At 41.9% G+C, this 23297-nt stretch carries 11 protein-coding genes; 6 read left to right on the forward strand and 5 right to left on the reverse strand.

Features of this window, described 5'->3' with window-relative positions; translation table 11 throughout:
• Window positions 1-19 precede the first annotated feature (19 nt).
• From LC454_RS11635 to LC454_RS11655, 5 genes are all read left to right on the forward strand, one after another.
• Entirely contained in the window at window positions 20-2494 is a 2475-nt protein-coding gene (locus LC454_RS11635) for a glycoside hydrolase family 2 TIM barrel-domain containing protein (RefSeq protein ID WP_223582518.1), read from the forward strand.
• 4 nt (window positions 2495-2498) lie between these two features.
• Window positions 2499-5069 (forward strand): glycosyl hydrolase family 95 catalytic domain-containing protein, encoded by a 2571-nt coding sequence (locus LC454_RS11640; RefSeq protein ID WP_223582519.1) that lies wholly within the window; start codon window positions 2499-2501, stop codon window positions 5067-5069.
• Window positions 5070-5088: 19 nt separating this feature from the next.
• Window positions 5089-6276 (forward strand): alginate lyase family protein, encoded by a 1188-nt coding sequence (locus tag LC454_RS11645; RefSeq protein WP_223582520.1) that lies wholly within the window; start codon window positions 5089-5091, stop codon window positions 6274-6276.
• A 73-nt stretch (window positions 6277-6349) separates the two neighbouring features.
• Window positions 6350-9055, forward strand: coding sequence for a glycoside hydrolase family 88 protein (locus LC454_RS26530; RefSeq protein WP_317196259.1), 2706 nt, complete (start codon window positions 6350-6352; stop codon window positions 9053-9055).
• A gap of 62 nt (window positions 9056-9117) precedes the next feature.
• On the forward strand, window positions 9118-13293 hold the full coding sequence (locus LC454_RS11655; protein WP_223582521.1) for a two-component regulator propeller domain-containing protein: 4176 nt from the start codon (window positions 9118-9120) through the stop codon (window positions 13291-13293).
• Window positions 13294-13531: 238 nt separating this feature from the next.
• Here the strand turns inward: LC454_RS11655 and LC454_RS11660 are convergent, their stop codons facing one another.
• From LC454_RS11660 to LC454_RS11680, 5 genes are all read right to left on the reverse strand, one after another.
• Complete coding sequence (locus LC454_RS11660; protein WP_223582522.1) at window positions 13532-14731, reverse strand: MFS transporter; 1200 nt, start codon at window positions 14729-14731, stop codon at window positions 13532-13534.
• 198 nt (window positions 14732-14929) lie between these two features.
• Window positions 14930-15988 (reverse strand): dihydrodipicolinate synthase family protein, encoded by a 1059-nt coding sequence (locus tag LC454_RS11665; RefSeq protein WP_223582523.1) that lies wholly within the window; start codon window positions 15986-15988, stop codon window positions 14930-14932.
• Window positions 15989-16006: 18 nt separating this feature from the next.
• On the reverse strand, window positions 16007-17029 hold the full coding sequence (locus tag LC454_RS11670) for an NAD-dependent epimerase/dehydratase family protein (RefSeq protein WP_223582524.1): 1023 nt from the start codon (window positions 17027-17029) through the stop codon (window positions 16007-16009).
• A gap of 7 nt (window positions 17030-17036) precedes the next feature.
• Window positions 17037-18266, reverse strand: coding sequence for an Nramp family divalent metal transporter (locus LC454_RS11675; protein ID WP_223582525.1), 1230 nt, complete (start codon window positions 18264-18266; stop codon window positions 17037-17039).
• A gap of 4 nt (window positions 18267-18270) precedes the next feature.
• Window positions 18271-19794, reverse strand: coding sequence for a PQQ-dependent sugar dehydrogenase (locus tag LC454_RS11680; protein WP_223582526.1), 1524 nt, complete (start codon window positions 19792-19794; stop codon window positions 18271-18273).
• Window positions 19795-20169: 375 nt separating this feature from the next.
• Here LC454_RS11680 and LC454_RS11685 point away from each other — a divergent pair, with 375 nt between their 5' ends.
• The gene (locus LC454_RS11685; protein ID WP_223582527.1) at window positions 20170-23286 is read left to right on the forward strand and encodes a SusC/RagA family TonB-linked outer membrane protein; all 3117 of its coding nucleotides are present in this window, start codon (window positions 20170-20172) and stop codon (window positions 23284-23286) included.
• Window positions 23287-23297: the final 11 nt, after the last annotated feature.

A 23297-nucleotide genomic window follows, 5' to 3' on the forward strand; every position in this document is an offset into this window, starting at 1 on the left:
AGAAAAGAAACCATATTTAATGATAAAGGAAAATAAGTTTTATAAAATACTTGCATTGCTATTGGGATTTGGCGCTTTACAGCTCCAGGCTCAGGAATCAAAGCGAATCGACAGGGAATGGGACTTTCTGAAGAGCGATCTTGGGGGGATTTGGGAAGCTGTACGGCCGGTTGGGGCGGGCAATCCTGAATCCGTTCCACTATGGCAAACCGTTAGTTTGCCTCATTGTTACAATGCCTTAGATGCTGTTGATCCAGCTGTCAATTATTATCAGGGCCCAGGTTGGTATAGAAAGACATTAACCATTGAAAACCCCTATCCAAATGGTCGTACATTGCTTCATTTTGAAGGTGCAGGACAAAAGTCTACGGTTTATATCCATACGCAAAAGGTTGGGGAACATGTCGGCGGTTATGACGAATGGACAGTAGATATTACTGAGGCCGTCGAACAGTTTAAAAAAACCGAAGCCTATAAAACACAGTTTAAAGGGAAGATACCGGTTTCAATTCGGGTAGATAACTCGCGTGACCTCGAAATGATTCCCTCAGACCTATCCGATTTTAACCTATATGGAGGTATCTATCGCCATCTGAATTTGAAATATGTACCACAGACGGCTTTAGAAAAAGTCTTTGTTAGCCCTACAGTGGATGCAGATGGAAAACAGGGGGTATTGCAAATCCGTGGTCGCCTTTTAACACAATCCAACAGCTCAAATTTTGATGTCGAAACACAGCTTTATGACCCTTCGGGTAAATTGCTACTGAGTCAGACACCGGTTGTTCGTTCGGTGGAAGGATCTCTTGACTTTGGAAAATTAACGGTTAAAAAACCCGAATTGTGGAGCCCAGATCATCCCGCTTTGTATCGTTTGGTAACCATCGTCAAAAGCAATGGACAGACATTTAAAGAAGAGAGTCTTTTTGGTTTCCGGCATGTAGAATTTAAAGATAATGGTCCCTTTTTATTAAATGGGAAAAGACTTTTGCTTCGGGGCACGCATCGTCATGAAGATCATGCTGCTGTAGGAGCGGCCATGACAGATGCACAGATTTTACAGGAAATGACGATGATGAAAGAGATGGGCGTCAATTTCATTCGGCTGGGTCATTATCAACAAAGCCGCAGGGTACTCGAAGCCTGTGATAGTCTTGGTATTTTGGTTTGGGAGGAAATCCCTTGGTGTCGCGGTGGCTTGGGCGGTGAAATCTATCAGCAACAAGGGAAACGGATGTTGACAAATATGATTGAGCAGCACTATAATCACCCTTCGATCATTATTTGGGGGCTCGGTAATGAAAATGATTGGCCCGGCGATTTTCCCGAATTCGACAAAGAGAAAATCAGGACATTTATGCGTGAATTGCATTTACTTTCCCACCAATTGGATCCCAGTCGAAAGACGGCCATACGACGTTGTGACTTTTGTAAAGATATTGTTGATGTGTATTCACCCTCTATCTGGGCTGGTTGGTATCGTGGAGTGTATACAGATTATAAAACGGCCTCGGCAGAGGAAATGAAAAAGGTCAAACATTTTCTTCATGTGGAATGGGGCGGAGATAGTCATGCTCGTCGCCATGCAGAGGATCCGGATCGGGCACTAGCCAAAATAGAAGGCGATGGTACCACCGATGAACGGGCTGGCGATGCATCCCTCGTGGGTGGCGCTGCAAGAGTTTCCAAGGATGGTGACTGGAGTGAAAGCTATATCTGTAATTTGATCGATTGGCACCTCAAGGAGCAAGAAACCATGCCTTGGCTTACGGGTACCGCATATTGGCCCTTTAAAGATTTCTCAACACCTGTTCGTCCAGATAATCCGGTTCCCTATGTCAACCAGAAGGGTGTTGTCGAACGCGATTTTACGAAGAAGGAATCCTATTACGTATTTCAATCGTATTGGACTTCAAAACCCATGCTTCATATCTACGGACACTCTTGGCCTGTTCGTTGGGGCGGGGCGGATGAGGCAAAGATGATCAAAGTATATTCCAATGCGAAAGAGGTCGAACTATTTGTCAATGGCGAAAGTCAGGGGATAAAGAAAAGAAATAGCCAAGATTTTCCCGCTGCCGGATTGCGTTGGATGGTGAAGTTACGTGAGGGAAAAAATCAAATCAAAGCTGTTACCAAAAATGGGAAGGAGCTTATGACAGATCAGATTGAACAAGTGTATCAGACACAGCGGTGGGGCAAACCTGCGAAATTACAGGTTGAAGAAATTGCACGGGAAGATGATATCATAACGGTGCAGGCCAAGTTACTGGATAAAGATGGTATTCCTTGTCTGGATGCTAAAAACTGGATCTATTTTGATGCTACAGGAGATGGTGAGCTGATCATTGATCAGGGAACATCGATAGGCGCGAGAAAAGTACAGGCATACAATGGAAGAGCCCTGATACGGCTTCGCTTATCCGCAGGAAAAGCAGTTGTGTCCGGACGGATGGACGAATCAAAAAGTACTTTGTTGACAATTGAAAAATAGTGAGATGATAAAATTAAACACTAATTTGAGCTTTTTTCTTTTGCTCGGGATAATGGCCACTGTTACCTGTGGTCATGCACAACATAAACAAAAGAAGCGCCAACTGTGGTACGATAAACCTGCTGCATATTGGGAGGAGGCACTACCTTTGGGTAACGGTACGACAGGAGCAATGGTCTTTGGCGGGGTGAGCAGGGATCGTTTTCAGATTAATGATAATACCCTGTGGTCGGGCGAACCTGAGGCTGGAAACAACCCCAATGGTCCGCAAATTTTACCGTCAGTACGTGAAGCTATTTTAGCTGGGAAATATGAAGAGGCTGCTGTTCTCTGGAAGAAAATGCAAGGCCCTTATTCAGCACGTTATTTACCCATGGGTGATCTGTGGCTGGATTTTCATCAAGAGGAGAAAGAGGTAAAAGCTTACCGGAGAGATTTGGATTTGGAAGGGGCGGTAAGTACGGTAAGTTATACTTATCAAGGTGTTCAATATCAAAGAGAGAGCTTTGTCAGCTACCCCAACAAAGCATTGATCATTCGCTTAAAAGCAAATAAAGCTAAATCGATCACTTTGGATCTGTCCATGACCAGTAAACTGAAAAGTACCGTTTCAGCACTCGGCAACGATGTACTGACCCTTGTGGGTAAAGCCCCCAGTTTTGTAGCCAATCGGGATTACGAACCTAAACAGGTGGTTTACGATAGCATTGAGGGAAAGGGGATGACTTTCGAAATGCGTGTTAAAGTACAGGCAAAAGGAGGGAAGGTACAGCAAGAAAAGGATAAGCTTCGTATCATTGGTGCTGATGAGGTACTATTATTACTGACAGAAGCGACCAGCTTTAATGGTTTCGACAAATCGCCGAGCCAAGCTGGAAAAGATGTAAAGGCGACAGTTAACCGTTTAATGAAACAGGTTGCAGTAAAAAACTTTACAACACTGCTTGCTGATCATCAGAAGGATTACAGATCGCTGTTTAACAGGGTAGATTTTGAACTGGCTGGAATTTCAACACATGCAAATTTACCGACCGATCAGCGGATTATGCAATTTTCAAAAGGTCCTACAGATCTGGATTTACTGACTTTGTATTATCATTTTGGACGTTACCTGCTGATCGCAAGTTCGAGACAAGGTGGAAGACCCGCCAATTTACAGGGGATTTGGAATGATCATGTACAGCCGCCTTGGGGAAGTAATTACACCACGAATATCAATACCGAAATGAATTATTGGCTGGCAGAAAATACCAACTTGTCCGAATGCCATCAGCCACTATTTGATTTTATGGAGGAACTGGCGGTCAATGGAGCGCAAACTGCCGCTGTAAATTACAACATAAAGGAAGGCTGGGTAGTTCACCATAATTCGGACCTGTGGGCCAAGACCTCTCCTCCGGGAGGGTATGACTGGGACCCTAAAGGTATGCCACGATGGTCTGCATGGCCAATGGCCGCAGCTTGGTTCAGCACACATTTGTGGGAGCATTATCGCTTTACAGGAGATAAATCTTTTCTCCAAAATAAAGCTTATCCACTGATGAAGGGGGCGGCTCAGTTTATGTTACATTGGCTGATCGCTGATCCTGAAAATAAATATTTGATAACAAATCCTTCTACATCGCCTGAAAATACAATTAAAATAGCAGGAAAGGAATATCAATTGACCATGGCATCCACGATGGATATGGCAATTATCCGCGAGTTATTTACTGCGGTTATTCGCTCTTGCGATGTACTGCAGATCGACCCTGAGTTTAAATCGACATTGGAACAGGCGAGTGCAAAATTATATCCCTATCAGGTTGGACAATATGGTCAACTGCAAGAATGGTTTAAAGACTGGGATGATCCCAAAGATCAGCATAGACATATTTCGCATCTTTTTGGACTCTATCCTGGTAACCAGATTAGCGTTACAGAAAATAGTGAATTGGCCGCTGCGGCAAAAAAATCGCTGCTTTTGCGCGGTGATGTGAGTACAGGTTGGTCGATGGCATGGAAAACAAATTGGTGGGCAAGATTACAGGATGGAAACCACGCTTATAAAATTCTTAAGGATGCGCTGAACTTTATTGATCCCAAACTGGATCGCGCTCAGATGAGCGGTGGTGGTGCTTATCCAAACTTATTTGATGCACATCCTCCTTTTCAGATCGACGGCAATTTTGGCGCAACGGCCGGAATGACTGAAATGCTTTTGCAAAGCCACGATGGTGCTATTCATCTATTGCCAGCGCTGCCCGATGAGTGGTCGACAGGGCATATTAAGGGAATTAAAGCCAGGGGAAACTTTACGGTAGACATCGATTGGAAGGATAATAAATTGCAACAGACGCGCATCGTTTCCAATATAGGTGGAATATGCAAGTTGCGGACCTCTATGCCAGTGAAAGTAATTGGAACGAATGGGAATAAAGTCAATGGGGCTGAAAATGAATTGCTATACAAACCAAGTTCATTGAAATACCATATCCTTGACCGCGAAAAATTATCGCCTTTATCAACCAAAGAAACTTTTGAAATTGAATTTCAAACAGTCAAGGGCAAGGAGTACCGCATTATCCCGATATAGCTCATAAAAATCTAAGGAAATGAATTTAAAATCAATCTTCAGACTAGCGTGCACATTTATTGGGATTGTGCTGCTCCCCCTGTTTGCTGGGGCGAATGAACCCAATGGATCTTTCAAGAGTAAAATCGTAACGGTTTTGCGTCCTATTATAAAAAAGCAATCAAAATGGGCCATGAAGCAAAAGCCCCTGACCGTGACGGCTTACCCTGCAGCTCGAAGTAGCGGTGTTATTCATGACTTTTACTCGGAAGGCGACTATTGGTGGCCAGATCCAATGGATGCGAGTGCCCCCTATGTCCAAAGGGATGGTATGAGTAATCCAGCCAACTTTGTTGCCCATCGAAAAGCCATGATCCGTTTTAGCCAAATTATCGGCGCCCTAGCTTCGGCCTACCGTTTGAATCCGGATAAAAAATATGTGCAGCAGGCGTTGGTTCATTTGCAAGCTTGGTTTGTCGACTCGGAGACGATGATGAATCCAAATCTGCTGTATGCCCAAGCTGTACAAGGGCGATTTACAGGTCGCGGTATAGGTATTATTGATACCATTCATTTAATGGAAGTGGCACAGGGCGTAAAAGTGCTCGAAAATGATCCAAACTTTCCACAGTCAACCAAGGATGCCATCCATCGTTGGTTTGCAACATATCTGCGCTGGTTGACTGAACACCAATACGGTAAAGACGAAATGAATGCAGCAAACAATCATGGCTCCTGTTGGGTTATGCAGGTCGCATCCTTTGCCAGTCTAGTGCAGGATACAGCTTTGCTCAAGATGTGTGCTGAACGCTACCAGCAAATTTTATTACCCAGCCAGATGGAAAAAGATGGTAGCTTTCCCCGAGAGCTCCAACGGACCAAGCCCTTTGGATATTCACTATTTAATCTAGATGCCATGACCATGATCTGCCATATCCTGTCTACAACAAATGAACCGCTATGGCGATATACGTTACCCGATGGACGTACAATCAAAAAAGGGGTGGATTTTATGATACCTTATATCAGTGATAAGAACAAATGGCCTTATCAAAAAGACGTGATGTACTGGGAGCAATGGCCTATTGCTCAACCTGCTCTTATCTTTGCTGCAACCGCTTACCAAGACAGCAGCTATCTGAAACTTTGGGCTGAGCTGGATCATAATCCCAAGGAGGAAGAGGTCATTCGCAACTTGCCCATCCGTAATCCTTTAATATGGTTGTAATGCTGGAAGACCATTTTTATCCAGTTATAAATCTTACCAATTAACCTTTTACTTAAACAAACCTAAATGTAATATGATTTTCAATAAGAATATGCTGCTGTCAAAACATGGAGATGTTTCGAATCGTTTTATCCCAAAAAGACGATTTATTATTTCGATACTGAGCTTGACAACTATCTTTTGTGGCATTCAGGAAACAAAAGCGCAGAGCGCAAACCAATTGAAAAAAGCCTGGGATCTTGCGGATCGACAGTCGCAATTGCTCTATAAAGAGCTACAGGTGCTAAAAAAAGCTGATTCTACATTAGCATCTCCACGTACACTCTCCGAAAATAACGAGTTGGTGGCCGTTAAACGTGGCGATTGGACCAGTGGTTTTTATCCTGGGGTTTTATGGTATTTATACGAGAAATCCGGAAAACATAAATGGAAAGAACTGGCGGGTGAATTGACCGGAGGTATAGAAGGCGAACAGTATAATGGGAAAACCCATGATATGGGCTTTAAGATTTTCTGTAGTGTTGGTAACGGTTATCGTCTTACAGCCAATGCACATTATCGGGATGTCATTATCCAATCCGCTAAAACTTTGGCAACACGCTTTAATCCTAAGGTCGGATGCATCCGTTCTTGGGATCATAATAGCCATCGTTGGGATTTTCCGGTCATTATTGATAACATGCTCAATCTGGAATTGCTTTTTGAAGCAACAAAATTGACCGGGGACTCTAGCTATTATCATATCGCTGTAAGTCATGCAAACACAACGATGAAGAATCATTTTAGATCGGACTATAGCACCTATCATGTAATTGACTATAATCCTGCGACAGGTGAAGTACAGCACAAAAATACACATCAAGGATTTAGTGATGAGTCTACCTGGGCTCGGGGAGAAGCATGGGCACTCTATGGTTATACCATGTGCTATCGTGAGACCGGTGATCCAAAATACCTGCAGCAAGCCGAAAAGGTCGCACACTGGCTTTTTGGCCATCCACGTATGCCTAAGGATTTAATCCCCTATTGGGATTTCGATGCACCTCATATCCCGAATGAACCGAGGGATGTTTCAGCTGCCACCGTGATTGCGTCGGGACTATTGGAGTTGAGTACATTCAGCAATCAGGGAAAAGACTATTTGAGCAAAGCGCAGACAATAATGTCTAATCTGATTGACCACTATATGTCCCCTCCAAATAAAAATAAAGGGTTTATTTTACTGCATAGTACAGGATCAAAACCCTCCAATACCGAAGTAGATAAGCCATTAAGTTACGCAGATTACTATTTTTTAGAAGCCTTGCTTCGGGAGGAAAACTTGCGTTCGGGACGGGCACAGTCTAGCCTGGTTCGAAAAGACCCCGAGGGTAAACTCATCTATTTTCCGGATGATAGGGGAAATATCATCCCTGATTTCAGTCGGGTTGGTTATCATCAAGGAAATCGACAGCTCCCCACTGTAGCCAGCGCTATTTCGTTACATCCTACAGCAGATGGAACTGATCAACAGATGATACAACGTGCCATCGATGAAATCTCAAACAAACCCCTTGATAAAAACGGATATAGAGGGGCGATAACGCTGAAAAAAGGAATTTACAATATACCTGGAAGTCTACTGATCAAATCGAGTGGTATTGTGTTGAGAGGAGAGGGGGATGCGGAAGGTGAAACCTTATTGCGTGCCACGGGAAAGCAACAACGTAGCTTATTGAAAATTTCTGGTGACGGAAACTATGTCGAAGATCAGGCTAAAGCACAAATGCTTGAAGCAATATATATACCTGTCGGAAGTAAGTATGTCGTTGTCGACGATAGTCGTGATTTTCAGAAAGGGGCATCAGTACTCCTTTCTTATGAACTCAATGCGGCGTGGATTAAAGCGGTCAAAATGGATCAAATAATAGCAAGGGAAGGAACAAAACAATGGACAACTAAGGAATATAAACTAAAATTTGAACGTGTTATTTCTTCCATTAGTGGAGACACGCTGTTTTTAGATAATCCAGTTGTCATGGCTATAGATCCGCAGTTTGGTAAAGTCTCTGTCGTTCCATTTAAGTTTGCGGGACGTATTCAGGAAGTGGGGATTGAAAATCTACGTTTTGAATCCGAATTTGCCAACGAAACAGACGAAAACCATGCTTGGATAGCTATTGAGTTTGATAAAATTGAGAATGCATGGGTACGCAACATTACGGCACGCTATTTTGGTTATGCGGCAGTAAGCTTGGGTGCCTTCGCAAAACAAACATCCGTTATCAATTCGAAATGCCTGGATCCCAAATCTCAAATTACCGGGGGACGTAGGTATTCATTCAATAACAATGGTCAACTCAATTTATTTAGACAATTATATACCACAGAAGGGCGGCATGACTATGTCACGGGAGCAAGAACTTTGGGGCCAAATGTTTTTAGCATGTCCACTGCAACGAATACCCATGCGGATATTGGACCACATCATCGTTGGGCAGTAGGCACCCTGTACGATCAGATTACAACCGATGGCGAGATTAATGTTCAGGATCGCGGTAACTGGGGGAGTGGACACGGTTGGGCCGGCGTAACACAGGTATTGTGGAATTGCAAAGTCAAAAGTGCGGCCGTACAACAACCTTGGGCTTCGGGGCAAAATTTTGCAATAGGGGTGAATGGCAAAAACAATCATGGTCGGTTTAAAGACAGGACTGCCGGTTTTTGGGAAAATCAAAATAAAAAATTGCTCTTAGAGTCACTTTATGAGCAACAATTGAACGATAGATTAAATAAATAACTATTGGTGTTTATAGAATGGAATGATTATTTTTATCGTATCCAATTTCAATTATATTCCTCATGATGCCATTACGTATTTGTATACTTTGGGTTTTTAGTACGTTGTTTGCCCTTTCTATTTCTAATGCACAGGAGAAGAACTATCGTTTTTTACATCTTGATGTAAACGAAGGTTTATCACAAGGGAGTGTTTTTGCTATCGAACAAGATCACCTGGGCTTTATGTGGATTGGTACCCGTGATGGCCTGAATAAATATGATGCACATAAGTTTACAATTTATAGAAGCAATCCGCAGGATAGCCTTTCCCTGGAACATAATTTTATACAAGCAATTACCCAGGACAAGAAACAGCGACTTTGGGTAGGGACAACAGGCGGCCTTAATTTATACAATAGGAATGCAGATAATTTTACGCGTATTCCTTTGCCAGTCGTTGAGAACACAAGTGGGAAAATAGAAGTGAATGTGCATCAAATTTTCCAAGATTCAAATGGTGTAATTTGGATTGCTACAAATGTTGGATTATATCGGATAAAAGAAGGTGCTGATTTGGAGGCGGAGCTTGTTTTCAATGAAATTACGGTTGAGGGAAGCAATGGCCGCTCGTATTTTCGAAATTTTAGAACGATATACGAGGACGGGAAGAAAAGATTGTGGTTTTGCACCGATGATGCAATTGTGCTGATGCAGTCAGCTTCCAAGGATGGTAATAGATTAAAAGTGTTGCGGACCTATTTCAATCAGAAAGGATTGGTTAATAAAGTAAATCAACGATTTCAGGCCGTTCTGGAATTTGCTCCCGGTGTTTTTTGGGTAGGAACAAAATACAACGGAATAAAAATAATCAATGAAAATACAGGAGAAGTATCTTCTTTGAATACTGATGACAGTCCTGCTGCAAATTTGGCAAACCAGGATGTACGCTCTTTGAAGAAGGCTGACGATGGGAGCATCTGGATTGGAACATTCAATGGCCTTTATTTATACCGAAACGGGAAAATATTATTTATACAGGCCGATGATAACAATCCCAATAGTTTGAGTAACAACTCTATTCGGCCAATATTTCAGGATAAAAGAGGGTCTATCTGGATCGGTACTTATTTTGGCGGGATTAATATATACGATAAAGATATCCCCAATTTCCAAAATTTCACCCATCAATCTCGACGAAATAGCTTGAGCTACAATGTTGTCAGTGCTTTTTTAGAGCATCCAAATGGCGAGCTAGTCATTGGGACAGAGGGTGGTGGATTAAATTATTTCAACCGACATACGAGTTCATTTTTTAATGAACGGCATGATAAGAGTAATGTGGGTAGCCTAAGCCATAATAATGTAAAGTCTATCTGCCGTGATCGGGAGGGTAATTTATGGGTCGGCACTTATGATGGTGGATTAAATTTAAGACGTAAAGGACAACAGGTTTACGAGCATTTTCGTTTTGATCCAAATGTGGCAAATGGGCTTGCTAATAATAACGTGTATGCTTTGTTGGAGGATCGTCAGGGTGATATTTGGATCGGAACATTTGGTGGCGGTTTGCAGGTACAGCGGAAAAATAAAAAACCAGGTTATTTCCAGACCTTCAACGTTGCGGGTAAACAGTTGAGCTCTAATATGGTCAGAGCACTCATGGAGGATTCCAGAGGTAATTTATGGATCGGCACTTCTAATGGACTAAATCTTAAAATAGCAGGTACCGATAAGTTCATATCGTTTTTGAATCACAAAAAAGACTCGCTGTCGATCAGTGGTAACGATATTATTAGTATTCACGAAGATAGAAAAGGACAAATCTGGATTGGAACCTATATGGGAGGTTTAAATCGCTATCTGCCCGAAAAGAAAGCCTTTAAACGTTTCAATGAACAAAATGGCCTTCCAGTCAATAATGTTTTTGGTATTCTGAGTGATCTAAAGAACAAATTGTGGCTAAGCACAAACACAGGGATTACCTGTTTCGATCCGCAAGCAGGAAGTGTTAGAAGTTATACAAAAGTGGATGGTTTGCCTGGTAATGAATATATTCAAAATGCAGCCACCATACTGCGGGACGGAAAATTTGCTTTTGGTAGCTTTTCTGGTTTTACCCTATTCAATCCAGACAGTCTTAGCGTCAATAGCTATGTTCCACCGATACAGTTTACGGATCTTAAATTGTTTAATCGTACTGTTAGACCCGGAATAGATGGTGTAATCCCCAAGGACATATCCATGATGGATGAATTGGTATTAGATCACAATCAGAATGTATTCAGTCTTGAATTCAGTGTGTTGAATTATGTTCATCCTGAAAAAAATAACTATGCCTATTATTTAAAAGGTTTTGATCAGGAATGGAATTATGTAACCAATCCAGTCGCTACCTATACGAACTTGGATCCGGGGAATTATGAACTCTGGATAAAAGGGTCAAATAATGACGGCATCTGGAATGAAAAGGCGCGGGTTTTAAAAATAAGAATTCTCCCAGCACCTTGGAAAACATGGTGGGCTTATACAGGTTATTTCTTGATTTTGGGTTTTATTGTGTTCTTAATTATCCGTTTTTTTCATGGTAGAAATAAACTAAAACGTGACCTTTTGATCCGAAAGATTGCTTCCGAGAAGCAGGAGGAACTGCATGAAGCCAAACTGAATTTCTTTACAAATATTTCGCATGAATTCCGTACACCCCTGTCTTTGATTATAGGACCATTGAATCAATTGAAAACGGATCATTCGCTATCTGACTATGCACAGGAACATCTGGGCTACGCCACACGAAATGCTGATCGCTTGATGAATTTGGTCAATCAACTACTTGATTTTCGAAAACATGAAGGCGGAAAAATGGAACTGCACAGTCAGAAAGTTCTTGTATCCGAATATCTTAAAAACGTTTTATTAAACTTCCATTTTATAGCAGAGAAGAATAATATCCAGTTTTTTCTCGAGAATAATATTTCCACCGATTACCAGGCATATTTTGACCCTGAGCAGTTTGAGAAAGTGCTTGTCAATCTGATTTACAATGCCTTTAAATTTACCGATAAGGGGGGACGGATAAAAGTACAAGTAGAACTTGAGGGCAATGACGATACGGCTAAATTACTTGTTTCGGTCTGGGATTCCGGTAGAGGCATCCCCGCAAAAGATATACCCTTTGTATTTGAACAATTCTATCAGGCAAACACCGAGGGTTTTGTCGCTACAAGTAGCGGTATAGGACTTGCATTGTCAAGGTCCATTATCCATTTACATGGAGGATTGTTAACTGTTGAAAGTAATATGGCCGCAGAACCTTTAGCCTATAATACGGTCTTCCGGATCAGTCTGCCGCAACAGAATGTACATATAGATACTTCATTTACAACCGATATGTTAAGTAGAATTGAAGAAACGAATGTCTCTGAACAGTCTGCTCAATTGGTCGACGATCAAGGGTTTGTGGAAGTTGAAAATGACCGGACAGCAGATGAGAAGCCGATTATTCTTGTTGCCGAAGATAATGTCGAGCTGAGATGTTTTCTTTGCGAAAACTTACGCAAGAAATATGTGGTTTTAGAAGCAAACGATGGAAACGAGGCCCTGGCATTGGTCCACGCCAGACAACCGGATATTATTATTTCAGATGTGACGATGCCAAACTGTGATGGTATAACACTGTTGCAACAAATAAAGAATGATAATAGCACGAATCACATTCCGGTTATTTTATTGACGGCGCGAACCGCAGACCCATATATCACCGAGGCTTTTGAAGTGGGAACTGATGATTATATTACCAAACCGTTCAGTATGCCACATTTGATTCAGAAAATATCAAACATTATACAGACGAGAAAACGTTTGGAGGAAAAATTTGTTCAAAATTATCTTTTGGGAGGACAGGGGATAGAGACTACCGAAAGAACACGCTTTTTGGATCAGGTATTGCGTATTGTGGAGGAAAACCTAGGCTGCGAGGATTTCGGTGTGCAGGAGCTGACGAAGGCAATAGGCGTGAGCCGATCAGTTTTATACCGTAAGATAAAACAGCAAACTGGTTTGAACCTGGTTGAATTTATCAATATGGTACGTTTGAAAAAAGCCGCACAAATACTGTTGAATAATAGTGGATTGAGTATTAGCGAAGTTGCTTATCAAGTAGGCTTCAATGATCCAAAATATTTTAGTAAAACCTTTAAGAAATTCTATAAAGAAAGTCCACGTACCTATATCGAGAAATTTAGTGTTAAAAATAATTAAGGGCTCACAAGCACCAACAGTCATGAAAATCAATTGAAGGTTCTTTCTGGCCAATAGAAAACAGACAATTCAGAAAAAAAAGGTTTTCAAACGGGGAGAATGAAAACCTTCAATAACCAATTATAAACCTAAATTATGATAGTACAAATATAGCTGTTTTAAACTTCACCTGAAAATAAATTAGCAATCTTATTGGATTGTGTAGCTTAAAATCGACAAAGTCTTTTATGTGTTTTAGCTATAGCCTATTCGTTTTAGCTAGCTTACTGATGAAAAAAAGTGTGAGCAAACCTAAAACTGCAAATACGGCGTAACCCAATCCGATTTCAAGTTGAGAAGAGGGATTGATTAAACTGACTGTGCCGTAGCTCAGAGAGGACGTTAACAGGTAAGTAATTCCACCGACCAATCCGCCGGCTATTCCTGCTGACAATGGGAATCGACCCAAACAATAACTGAAATAATTATTGAATATAAATCCGGCTGAGCAATGTACCGCAAATGCGAAGAATGTCAATGTATATAAATTTGTCTGATAAGGGGATACCACAATCATCAATAATACCAGGATAATCTGGATAAAATTAGCAATTCGCAGCTTCGGTATTAAGGCTCTTTTGATCAGCGCTTTTCCAATAAAACCACCGCACATCCAAGCTAATCCCATGATAAGTGAGGTGTAGCCTGTCGTGATTGCTCCGTAACCCAATTGATGCTCGATAAAAAATGGGCCACTAAGGTTATAAAACATGACTAATCCGTAAGATATTCCGCACATCAACACGCCAAAAGTAAAATCGTTTGTCTTTAACATCATTTTAAATTCGCCGATAAGATAGTTGACGTGTAACGGTTTTCTTTGTTTAATTGTCTCGCCAGAGAAGATAAATTCCAGGACAAAAAGTACCGCACTATAAACTGCGAGGACCATAAAATTTGAACGCCATCCAAACTGCGTTTGTAAGTATCCACCAATAAAGGGGGCGACAATAGGTCCAATAGACCAGACGATGGTCATGATACTGAGATAGTGCTTGCGTTGCTCGCCCTCGTACACATCGACAAAGTAAGCCCGTTTGGAAATGACGACGAATGCTGAAAGAATACCCTGCAAAATACGCATGCAGTAAATTGTCCAGATATCATTTGTGGTGGCGGTGATCCAAAAACTAAGGATAAAAAGGAACAACGAAATTAGATTGATCCGGTATCTACCCCATGCGTCAACGAGCGCACCAGTAAAGAATTGAGCTACACCGTAGCTGATTAGAAACAATGATAGTGTTAACTGGATATGGCTTTCACTGAGACCAAAGTCCAAGGCCATTTGAGGCATCGAAGGAAGATAGATATCAGTAGCAAGACCTGTAATTGGAACAAGTGCAAAAGCCAGTATCGTTGGAACAAAAGATTGTCTGGGTTTAGTGTTTTTTTCCATCGTGATAATTTGTCGACAAAAATAATTCCATTGATGGATACAAAATATATAGAATTCAAACAAATTATTGTGAAAATCAAACAGCCTGTGCTCAGGACGTCAATAACAACAATGTTGACCCTAAAATGACTCAACATTGTTGTAGAAATACTGCTGGACCAAGATTCTGAAAATATTTTTGGACTGCAGTTGTCGGTATTATCTGGAATTTAGGAAGCACTGTACAAAAGCATCATCGTTTAGTTCAGGATAATCGCTGTACACACGGTCAATTTCTTCTTTTTGACCAGAGGATAGTTGTTCTTTTGGATTGATACACCAAGTACCCTTCATCAAGCCCTGGCGTGTGAGGACTTCATGGAGCCCGGGGATACAGCCATGAAAAGCGTTTGCCGGATCAAAAAAAGCAGCATTACTGTCTGTTATTTCAATGGCTTTGCTTAAAAGGTGGCTTGCTGTCTGATTATCAGGATGGCGCTTGTAATGCTTAATTTCATCTAGAAGTGTAACCGCTTTTTTCGTCCAAACAGCCCAATGCCCTAGTAAGCCCCCTTTAAAATCTATAGCAACCGTCTTCCCGTTCACTGGAAATTGATAGGTAGTCATTAGATCATTGACGATATTGTCATCATTGCCTGTATACATGGCGATTTGATCGCTACGATTTGAATTTGCGAGCGCACGCATGACATCCAGGGTTTGGTAACGATTGAAAGAAGCACATTTGATGGCAACAACATTCTCTATCTCAACAAACTCCTGCCAGAAGGAATAGGAAAAAATACGACCGCCTACCGAAGGTTGAAGATAAAACCCAAATACTGGAATGATGGCAGCGACTGCACGAACCCGATCAAGTATAGCCTTTTCTGTCCAGTCGTTGAGTCCTCCCATGCTCAATAAACCGATATCATAACCATATTTTAGTGCCGTCCTTGCTTCCTGTACAGCTTGTTCGGTAGGCCCACAGATACCTGCAATTTTAAGGAAGGGGCGTTGAAGCTCTGCATTGTCCACCTCTTCGCTGGCCCATTTTAAAACAGTTTCGAACAAGTTGATTTTCGGATCACGAATTTCGAACTGGGTAGAATGTACAGCGACGGCAATTCCTCCGGCACCACTTGCGATATAATATTTTGTCAGAAGACGTTGAGACTCCTCATCTATACTACGGTCCTCGTGAAGAGCCAGGGGATGAGCGGGGATGACGGTTCCAGCCCAGAGATGTTGTTGTAAATTAGCGTCTAATTTTTTCATTAGAATAATTGTTTTTCCTTAAAATTTTCCCTTTCTTTCTTGAAAATGGGTGTCTTTGTTCCAAAGCTCACCGCCATTCATTAACCAGTGTGCGGTAATATCAATGGCTTCCCGGATGGTCGTTTTTGGATAGCCAAATAGACGGTGACATTCAGAGGCATTATTGAGTAAAGCGGTTCCTGCAGCTTGGTTTACAAATACCGGTGTGGTATTAAAATGTTCCGCAAAGCGCTCGGCGATCCAACGGATAGATAGGATCTCAGGACCAGTTACATTCAATATTTTGGCTGGTGTCTGGCAATGCAGTAGAGATCTTAATGCAATTTCATTGGCGTCTCCTTGCCAGATTACATTGACATTTTCGGTTGTTAGGTCTATGGGTAATTGCTCTTTGACCGCTTTTGCTATTTCAACCAATACACCATAGCGAAAATCAACAGCATAGTTTAGACGATAGATGAGCGTTGGCGTATGATTTTTCTTGGCGAAATATTCGAAAATACGTTCTCGTCCCAAACAAGACTGTGCGTATTCACCCACAGGTTCTGGTGTGGTTTCTTCGGATACACCCGCTCGATTGATGGAGACAAAAGGAAGTACATTTCCTGACGAAAAGGCCACAATATTGGATTTTTCAAAATGTGAGGCAACCATTCCGGGGAGGTAGGTATTCATCGCCCAGGTGAAGTCTTCATTTCCCGTTGTGCCAAATTTATGACCAGCCAGATAGATGACATTGGGAACCTGTGGAAGCTGTTTGAGCTGTTTGGGATCCAATAGATCACAGGCAATAGTCGAGATGCCGGTTTCTTCTAATTCTTGCTGGAGCTCTTTTGTTGAAAAGCGCGATACGCCAATAACCTTTTTTTCAATGCCAGCGGCCTTAATCGCCCGAATAGCCAATTTAGCCATACTTGGCCCCATTTTTCCGCCGATTCCTAAGAACAGGATATCTCCCTGGATTTTTTTTATGTCTTCAATGAGCTCCGCCGATGGTGCGAGTATCTGCCGCTCTAAAGCTGCTAAAGTGTTGTTATCCATAGCTGGTTTATGTGATTAAATTGTAAAAATTACTGATAGCGAGGGCGACGAGCAATACGAGTCCTAAAATCGCCCACAATTTCGTCAATGGTTTGTTTTGGAGATCACCCATGATCTCCTTATCATTAGCGACAAGAAATAAGACAATACCAATAAATGGGACAAGGAAAATGGTGATGCTTTGCGCGAAAACAATAAGTTCTAGGGGTAGATTCCCGAAGATAAGTGCAATGACAGAACCAAAAATCATCACTAGGGATATGAACAGTTTGACTTTTGGGTGGTTTAGGTTATTGCCATATCCAAAAGTATCACCGAGTAACGAACCCCCAAGGACGGCATTTCCAATTAAGGAAGAAAAAGAAGCACCAAAGAGACCAATGAAAAAGAGGTGCGAAGCGTAGGTTCCCAAAAGTGGCTCCAGCGCACGGCCCATTTCGGCTGCCGAACTCAGTTTAATGCCTTGTGGATGCAGTGTGTTCGCTGCACAAACCATCACCGCCGCACTCATGATACCAAGAATAATAATGCCAATCCGGCTTCCCATAAGCTGCCTTTGAGTCGTCTGCTGATCGTTGGATAATTTGCGTCTGGATTGCACCAGATAACTCTGATAGAAGGCGCCCACGATCGAAAAACAAGAAGCTGTAAAAGCGATGATCAGACCTACCGAGCTTGGTGGAATACTGGGTACAAATCCTTTGAAAAAGTCAGCTATAGGAGTCTCAATCATAATCGCTGTTGAAAGAAAGGCAAAGAGCATAAGAATAATCAGTGCCAGCATTAATTTTTCCAGCAACGCATAAAATGATTTAAAGAAAAGCAGCAGGATACCGATCACGTTAAACACAATAATCCATATTTGGGGATTTGTCCCTGTTGCTTCTGAGATGGAGATTGATACCCCCGTCGCATTGCCCGATTGGAAACAGGTAGCGACAAGAAAAATACCGATACCAATAATGATGGCTGTTGTTTTTCCAAACTTATTACGAATCAAAGCGAGCAGGGATTCGTCACGGGCAATACCGATACGTGCCGCCATATTGGTGAAGACTGTCATAAAACAGATGGCAACAACCACAACCCAAAGGAGTGAAAAGCCGTAATCAGCACCCATTTTTGACGTAATAGTCATTTTGCTTGGGCCAAAAACCAAAGCCGCGGTAATGATTCCTGGCCCTAGGATGGATAGCCAGTTTTTGAATAAGGAGCGTTTAGGAGCTTGTTGTTCCATAAATTTAGCGTAATGAGGTTAAGTTTTGTTGGTTGATTTTAGTCGCATTATTCCCAAAATGAGTTCGAATATAATTTGCAACCGCGATGACTTCCTCGTCTTTGAGAAACGAAAATGCCGGCATTGCGCCCTCATATTTGACTCCATTGATCGATTGACCGTTCAGCCCATGCAAGAGCAGTTTTAGAAGTGCTTTTGGTTCACCATTGACCATCGTTGACTGTGCTAATGGCGGAAACGTATTTGTGAGTCCCTTGCCATCAGATTTGTGGCAGGAAGTGCAGTAAGAATCGTATAATGTTTGTCCGTTTTTTACACCGGGCACGATACTGTTGGCCGTTTGTGGCTTGAGGATAGGGGACACGGCTTTATCTGAAAGCCGTAGCCGGTAAATTACATCATCATCTGGTTTCGGAAATCCTTTTTGTGGATTCCAGTCCCTGTTGCTGGAACAGAAGTAAATATCACCATTGGGTAAAACCAGCACCGAACGCAGGCGGCCAAGTTGATCTTTAAATAGAACTTTTTCATCGGTTATCTTTTTGCCATCGGCTGATAATTTCAAAATCCGTAAGGACTGATTTTTTAGCGTTGCTAAAATCAAACTGTTCTGCCATTCCGGAATAGTAGCGATACCATAATAAGCCATTCCGGAGGGGGCAACAACTGGTGTCCACGATTTAATGGGTTCAGTTCGAGGGCTTAGCTTGGCTATGGCTTTCTCCTTTTCGGTATCAATCATACCTTCAATTTGCGGCCAGCCATAATTTTTAAGGGGCTGGATAAGATTAATCTCATCCTCAATGGCATCCCCGTGTTCGGAGGTGTAGATCGTTCCTTTGTCGTCATGGGTAAGTCCCTGCATATTACGGAAACCCCAGGCATAAACATAACTGTTTGCTATCGGATTATCCGAAGGAATTGTACCATCCAGGTTTAACCGCAAGATCTTTCCATTTAACGAACTGCTATCCTGTGCAAAGGTATCGCTTGCAGCGTCGCCTGTCGCCCAATAGACTTTTTTGTCAGAAGATACAATGACACGTGAACCGTTGTGTCCCGTATTGCCCGGTATCTGTAATAGGCGCTTTGGGTTGGACAGTCTGCCATCGGCACTGTAATCGTAGCGATATAAATTTGAAAAAATAAGACTGTCTCTTTTACTGGTATACGAAAGATAGAGATAGGCCTGCTCGTGTTCGGGCTGATACAAAGACATGCCTAACAGTCCGAGCGTACGCTGATGGTAGACATCTTTTAAGCTATCGACTAAACTGACCCTTTTTGTCCGTATATCCAGTCTACGGATACTTCCACCAATTTCCGAAAATAAGATAGCCTGATTTACATGATCGTATTGTAAGTCCCATGGAACCTGTAGGCCAGTGGCCTCTTTGGATAAAGAAAGTATGCTGTTCTCCAATTGGATGCTATTGATTATCACTGTCTCCTTTTCGTCCCCGAGAGAACAGGAAGATAGAAAGGACGTCAATAGCAATAGCCAAATACAGTTTATTTGTTGTTTCATTGTCGGTCAATGGTTATTCTTTTGATTTATCTGGTTATGTCAAAATTAGTTTATTAAAAATAAATATACAAAAAATAATGTAATTTGTATACAAAATAACAGAAAATACATTGCTAAATTCGATTTAGTGTTCTCGTTAATTAATTCTATAGATGATTTTATTAGGTTAATCTGTATTTGTTGTGAATACTGTTTTGTAAAAAAGTAAAAAAAATACTTAATTGTATACAAAAATTATATATTATTGTATTCACTATGATGAAGTATGGGAGCGGAGTTATTATAAATTATAAAGACAAAACGCCGCTTCTTTAAAATACCAATAAACTGAAGAGCTTATAAATCATTTATTTAACCACTTTAACCTGAGTATTCATGATACTAAAACAGATTAAAATCCGGGATGTGATAAACAGGAACTGCCTTTTGGTCGGACTACCTTTTATTTCAATGGGTGCATTTGCCACTGTTCCGTCTTTTCCTCGTTTGGAAAAGATTCCCATTCAACGCGTTCTTACTTCGGCCGGGGGCGCAGTAAATTTTCAACAGCAGATTGTTGGGCAGGTGCTCGATGCGAAAGGTCAGCCTTTGGCTGGGGTAGAGGTGCGCAATCTTAAAAACTCATCTGTTACGGTGACAGATCAGGAGGGACGGTTTAAAGTGAATGGGTCTTCTTCGGATCAGATTCAGTTTCGCCTGATCGGTTTTAGTACAAAGGTAGCCCCGGCTAGGGATGTGCAGGCTTTGGTGCTTGAAACGAATGAAAGTGCCCTGGATGAAGTTGTTGTGGTTGGTTATGGGAAGCAGAAGAAAGAGAATCTAACGGGGTCTGTTTCCAGTGTCAGGTTTGATGAGTCAACGGTGAGCCGGCCAAATATGAATTTGGCTTCCGCTTTGGTCGGTAAAGCTTCAGGACTTAATATCGCGCAGACCTCCGGTAGTCCGGGTGCGGAAGGGTTTGATCTGTTGATTCGTGGCAAGGGGACAATGAATGATGCTTCTCCTCTGGTTGTCATTGATGGGGTACCCGGTGCGCTGAATGATGTCAATCCCAATGATGTGGAAAGCATATCCGTGTTGAAGGATGCGTCATCGGCTGCAATATATGGTTCCCGGGCTGCGAATGGCGTTATATTGGTAACCACCAAGCGCGGGAAGGGAGAAGATTTTACAGTAACCTATAATGGGTACTTCGGGCGTCAGCAGGCGGCTAAAAATATCGGTTTTATAACCGATATGGCAACCCATATGGAGCTTGTTAATGAGTCGGAGGGGCGAGAAAAATATAGTGCTGAATTAATTGATACCTGGAGAAAGGAGTCGGCGGTCGGTAATCCGCTGTATCCAAATACAGATTGGTACAAGGAAATGCTGAATACTTCACCGTTAACCGAACATATGCTCTCTGTTCGTGGCGGTGGTAAAAAAGGAAACTTTGCCATGTCCTTGGGTTTTCTGGATAATAAAGGGGTCGTGGATAATTCTGGTTATAAAAAATATGATTTTCGGATCAATGCCGATACGAAGATCAAGAATATATTGACATTGGGCGGAAATGTTTTTGGTACCTGGTCAAACCGGCAACCCTTGGATGTAAATAGCTTTTTTGGAGCGATCCGTAATACGACGCCGGGAGTTGTGCCGCAGTATGAGGACGGGCGTTATGGCGGGGAGATGTTCCCGGGGCTCCCTCAGGGGGCTAATCCAAGAGCTTATGTTGATAATATCCGGGGAGATTACGAAAGGCAAAAGCTTGGATTTAAGTTTTTTAGTATAGTGAATTTCATGGAGAATCTGGAGTGGGAGAGCAGTTTTGGTTTTAATTACAATAATAACAGGAATTGGGAATATGTGCGTCCTTATTCATTGTGGAACTTACAGACTGGATTGGAATATCAAAAAAAGCCAAGTGTAAGTAGTTTGTTCAATGGCAGTATCCGCAATTATACAACGGTGCTGAATACCTTGTTGCGGTACCGCGAAACAATTGCAGAAAATCATCATTTGGCAGTCTTGCTGGGTTTTGATCAGCAGTATAACCGTATGGACAAATTTGATGCAAAAAAGAATGATATATTGGGGGATGATGCGATCTATATTCTGGATGCGGGGGCAAACCTCGAAGCGATCAATGGTTCCGGGACAGATGATGCCCTCCAGTCTTATTTTGGTCGTCTGAATTATGATTTCAAAGGAAAGTATCTATTTGAAGCAAATGCGCGCTATGACGGTTCTTCCCGATTTGCAAAGCAGAATAGATGGGGTTTCTTTCCATCCTTTTCAGCTGGCTGGCGTGTAACAGAGGAGGAGTTTGCTCAGCCTTTGAAAACAGTATTTGATGAAATTAAAATTCGTGGTTCATGGGGTCGGTTGGGGAATAATAGAATCGGGGATTACACCTATCAGGTGGTATACGGTTCTTATTTGTACCCATTCGGTGGTCAGTTGAAGCAGGGGGTGGCGCCAAAGGAAATCGCGAACAGTAAAATAAAGTGGGAAACGACAACGATTGCTAATATCGGTTTAGATCTTGCTCTATTGAAGAATAGGTTGACTTTTAGTGCCGAATATTTTGATCGCAATACATCTGATATCCTGACGAGGATCCCTATTCCGATGGTGATGGGTAACTTTTCACCGCCTTGGCAAAATGTTGCCGAGATGCGTAACAGAGGGGTTGATCTTCAGCTTGGATATTTTGGGAAAGTGGGTGCAGATTGGTCCTATAGTCTGAATGGGAACTTATCCTTCCTGAATAATAAAGTGATTAAGTTTAATGGCAACAGATCAATCAATGAAAGTTATATTACTATGGAAGGAAAGCCTTTCAATAGTTTCTTTATGCTCGAGTTTGATCGGATTATACAGGATCAAAGTGAAATTGATCAATTGAAGGCAGATGGTTATACTTTTGGGACGTATGTGGGCGGAGAGCCTAAGCCCGGGGATCTATTGTACAAAGATGTGAACGGTGATAAGGTGTTTAATGAGGAGGATCGGGTTGTCAAGAATTATTCGGCATTGCCAAAAGTTACTTATGGACTGAGTCTGAGTGCAGGTTATAAAGGTTTTGATCTGAATGTTGTGGCACAGGGTGTTAGTGGTGTGAAGCAATATTGGGGAAACGACGGTTTTAATACATTTAATATCAATGAAGGCTTCCTGCAGAATGCGGAGATTTTAAATCGCTGGACGCCTGAAAACCATTCTACTGAATATCCACGATTGCGTACTTCTGGAAGTGCTTTAAATACTGTGTATAGTGATTATTGGTTGCAGAATACGTCGTTTTTAAGAATAAAATCGCTACAGCTGGGTTATGCTTTACCAAAAGATGCTTCGGCAAAATTTAAAGTGGATAGGTTACGTGTATTCGCTAATCTGGAAAATTACTTCACATTCACAAAGTTCAAAGGTTATAATCCGGAGAATGCCAGTGTCTCTTATCCCTTAATGAAACAATGGGTAGTTGGTTTAAATGTAACATTTTAAGACGAAAAGCC

Origin of the sequence: Sphingobacterium sp. GVS05A (assembly GCF_019969845.1) — a bacterium.
GTDB lineage: Bacteria > Bacteroidota > Bacteroidia > Sphingobacteriales > Sphingobacteriaceae > Sphingobacterium.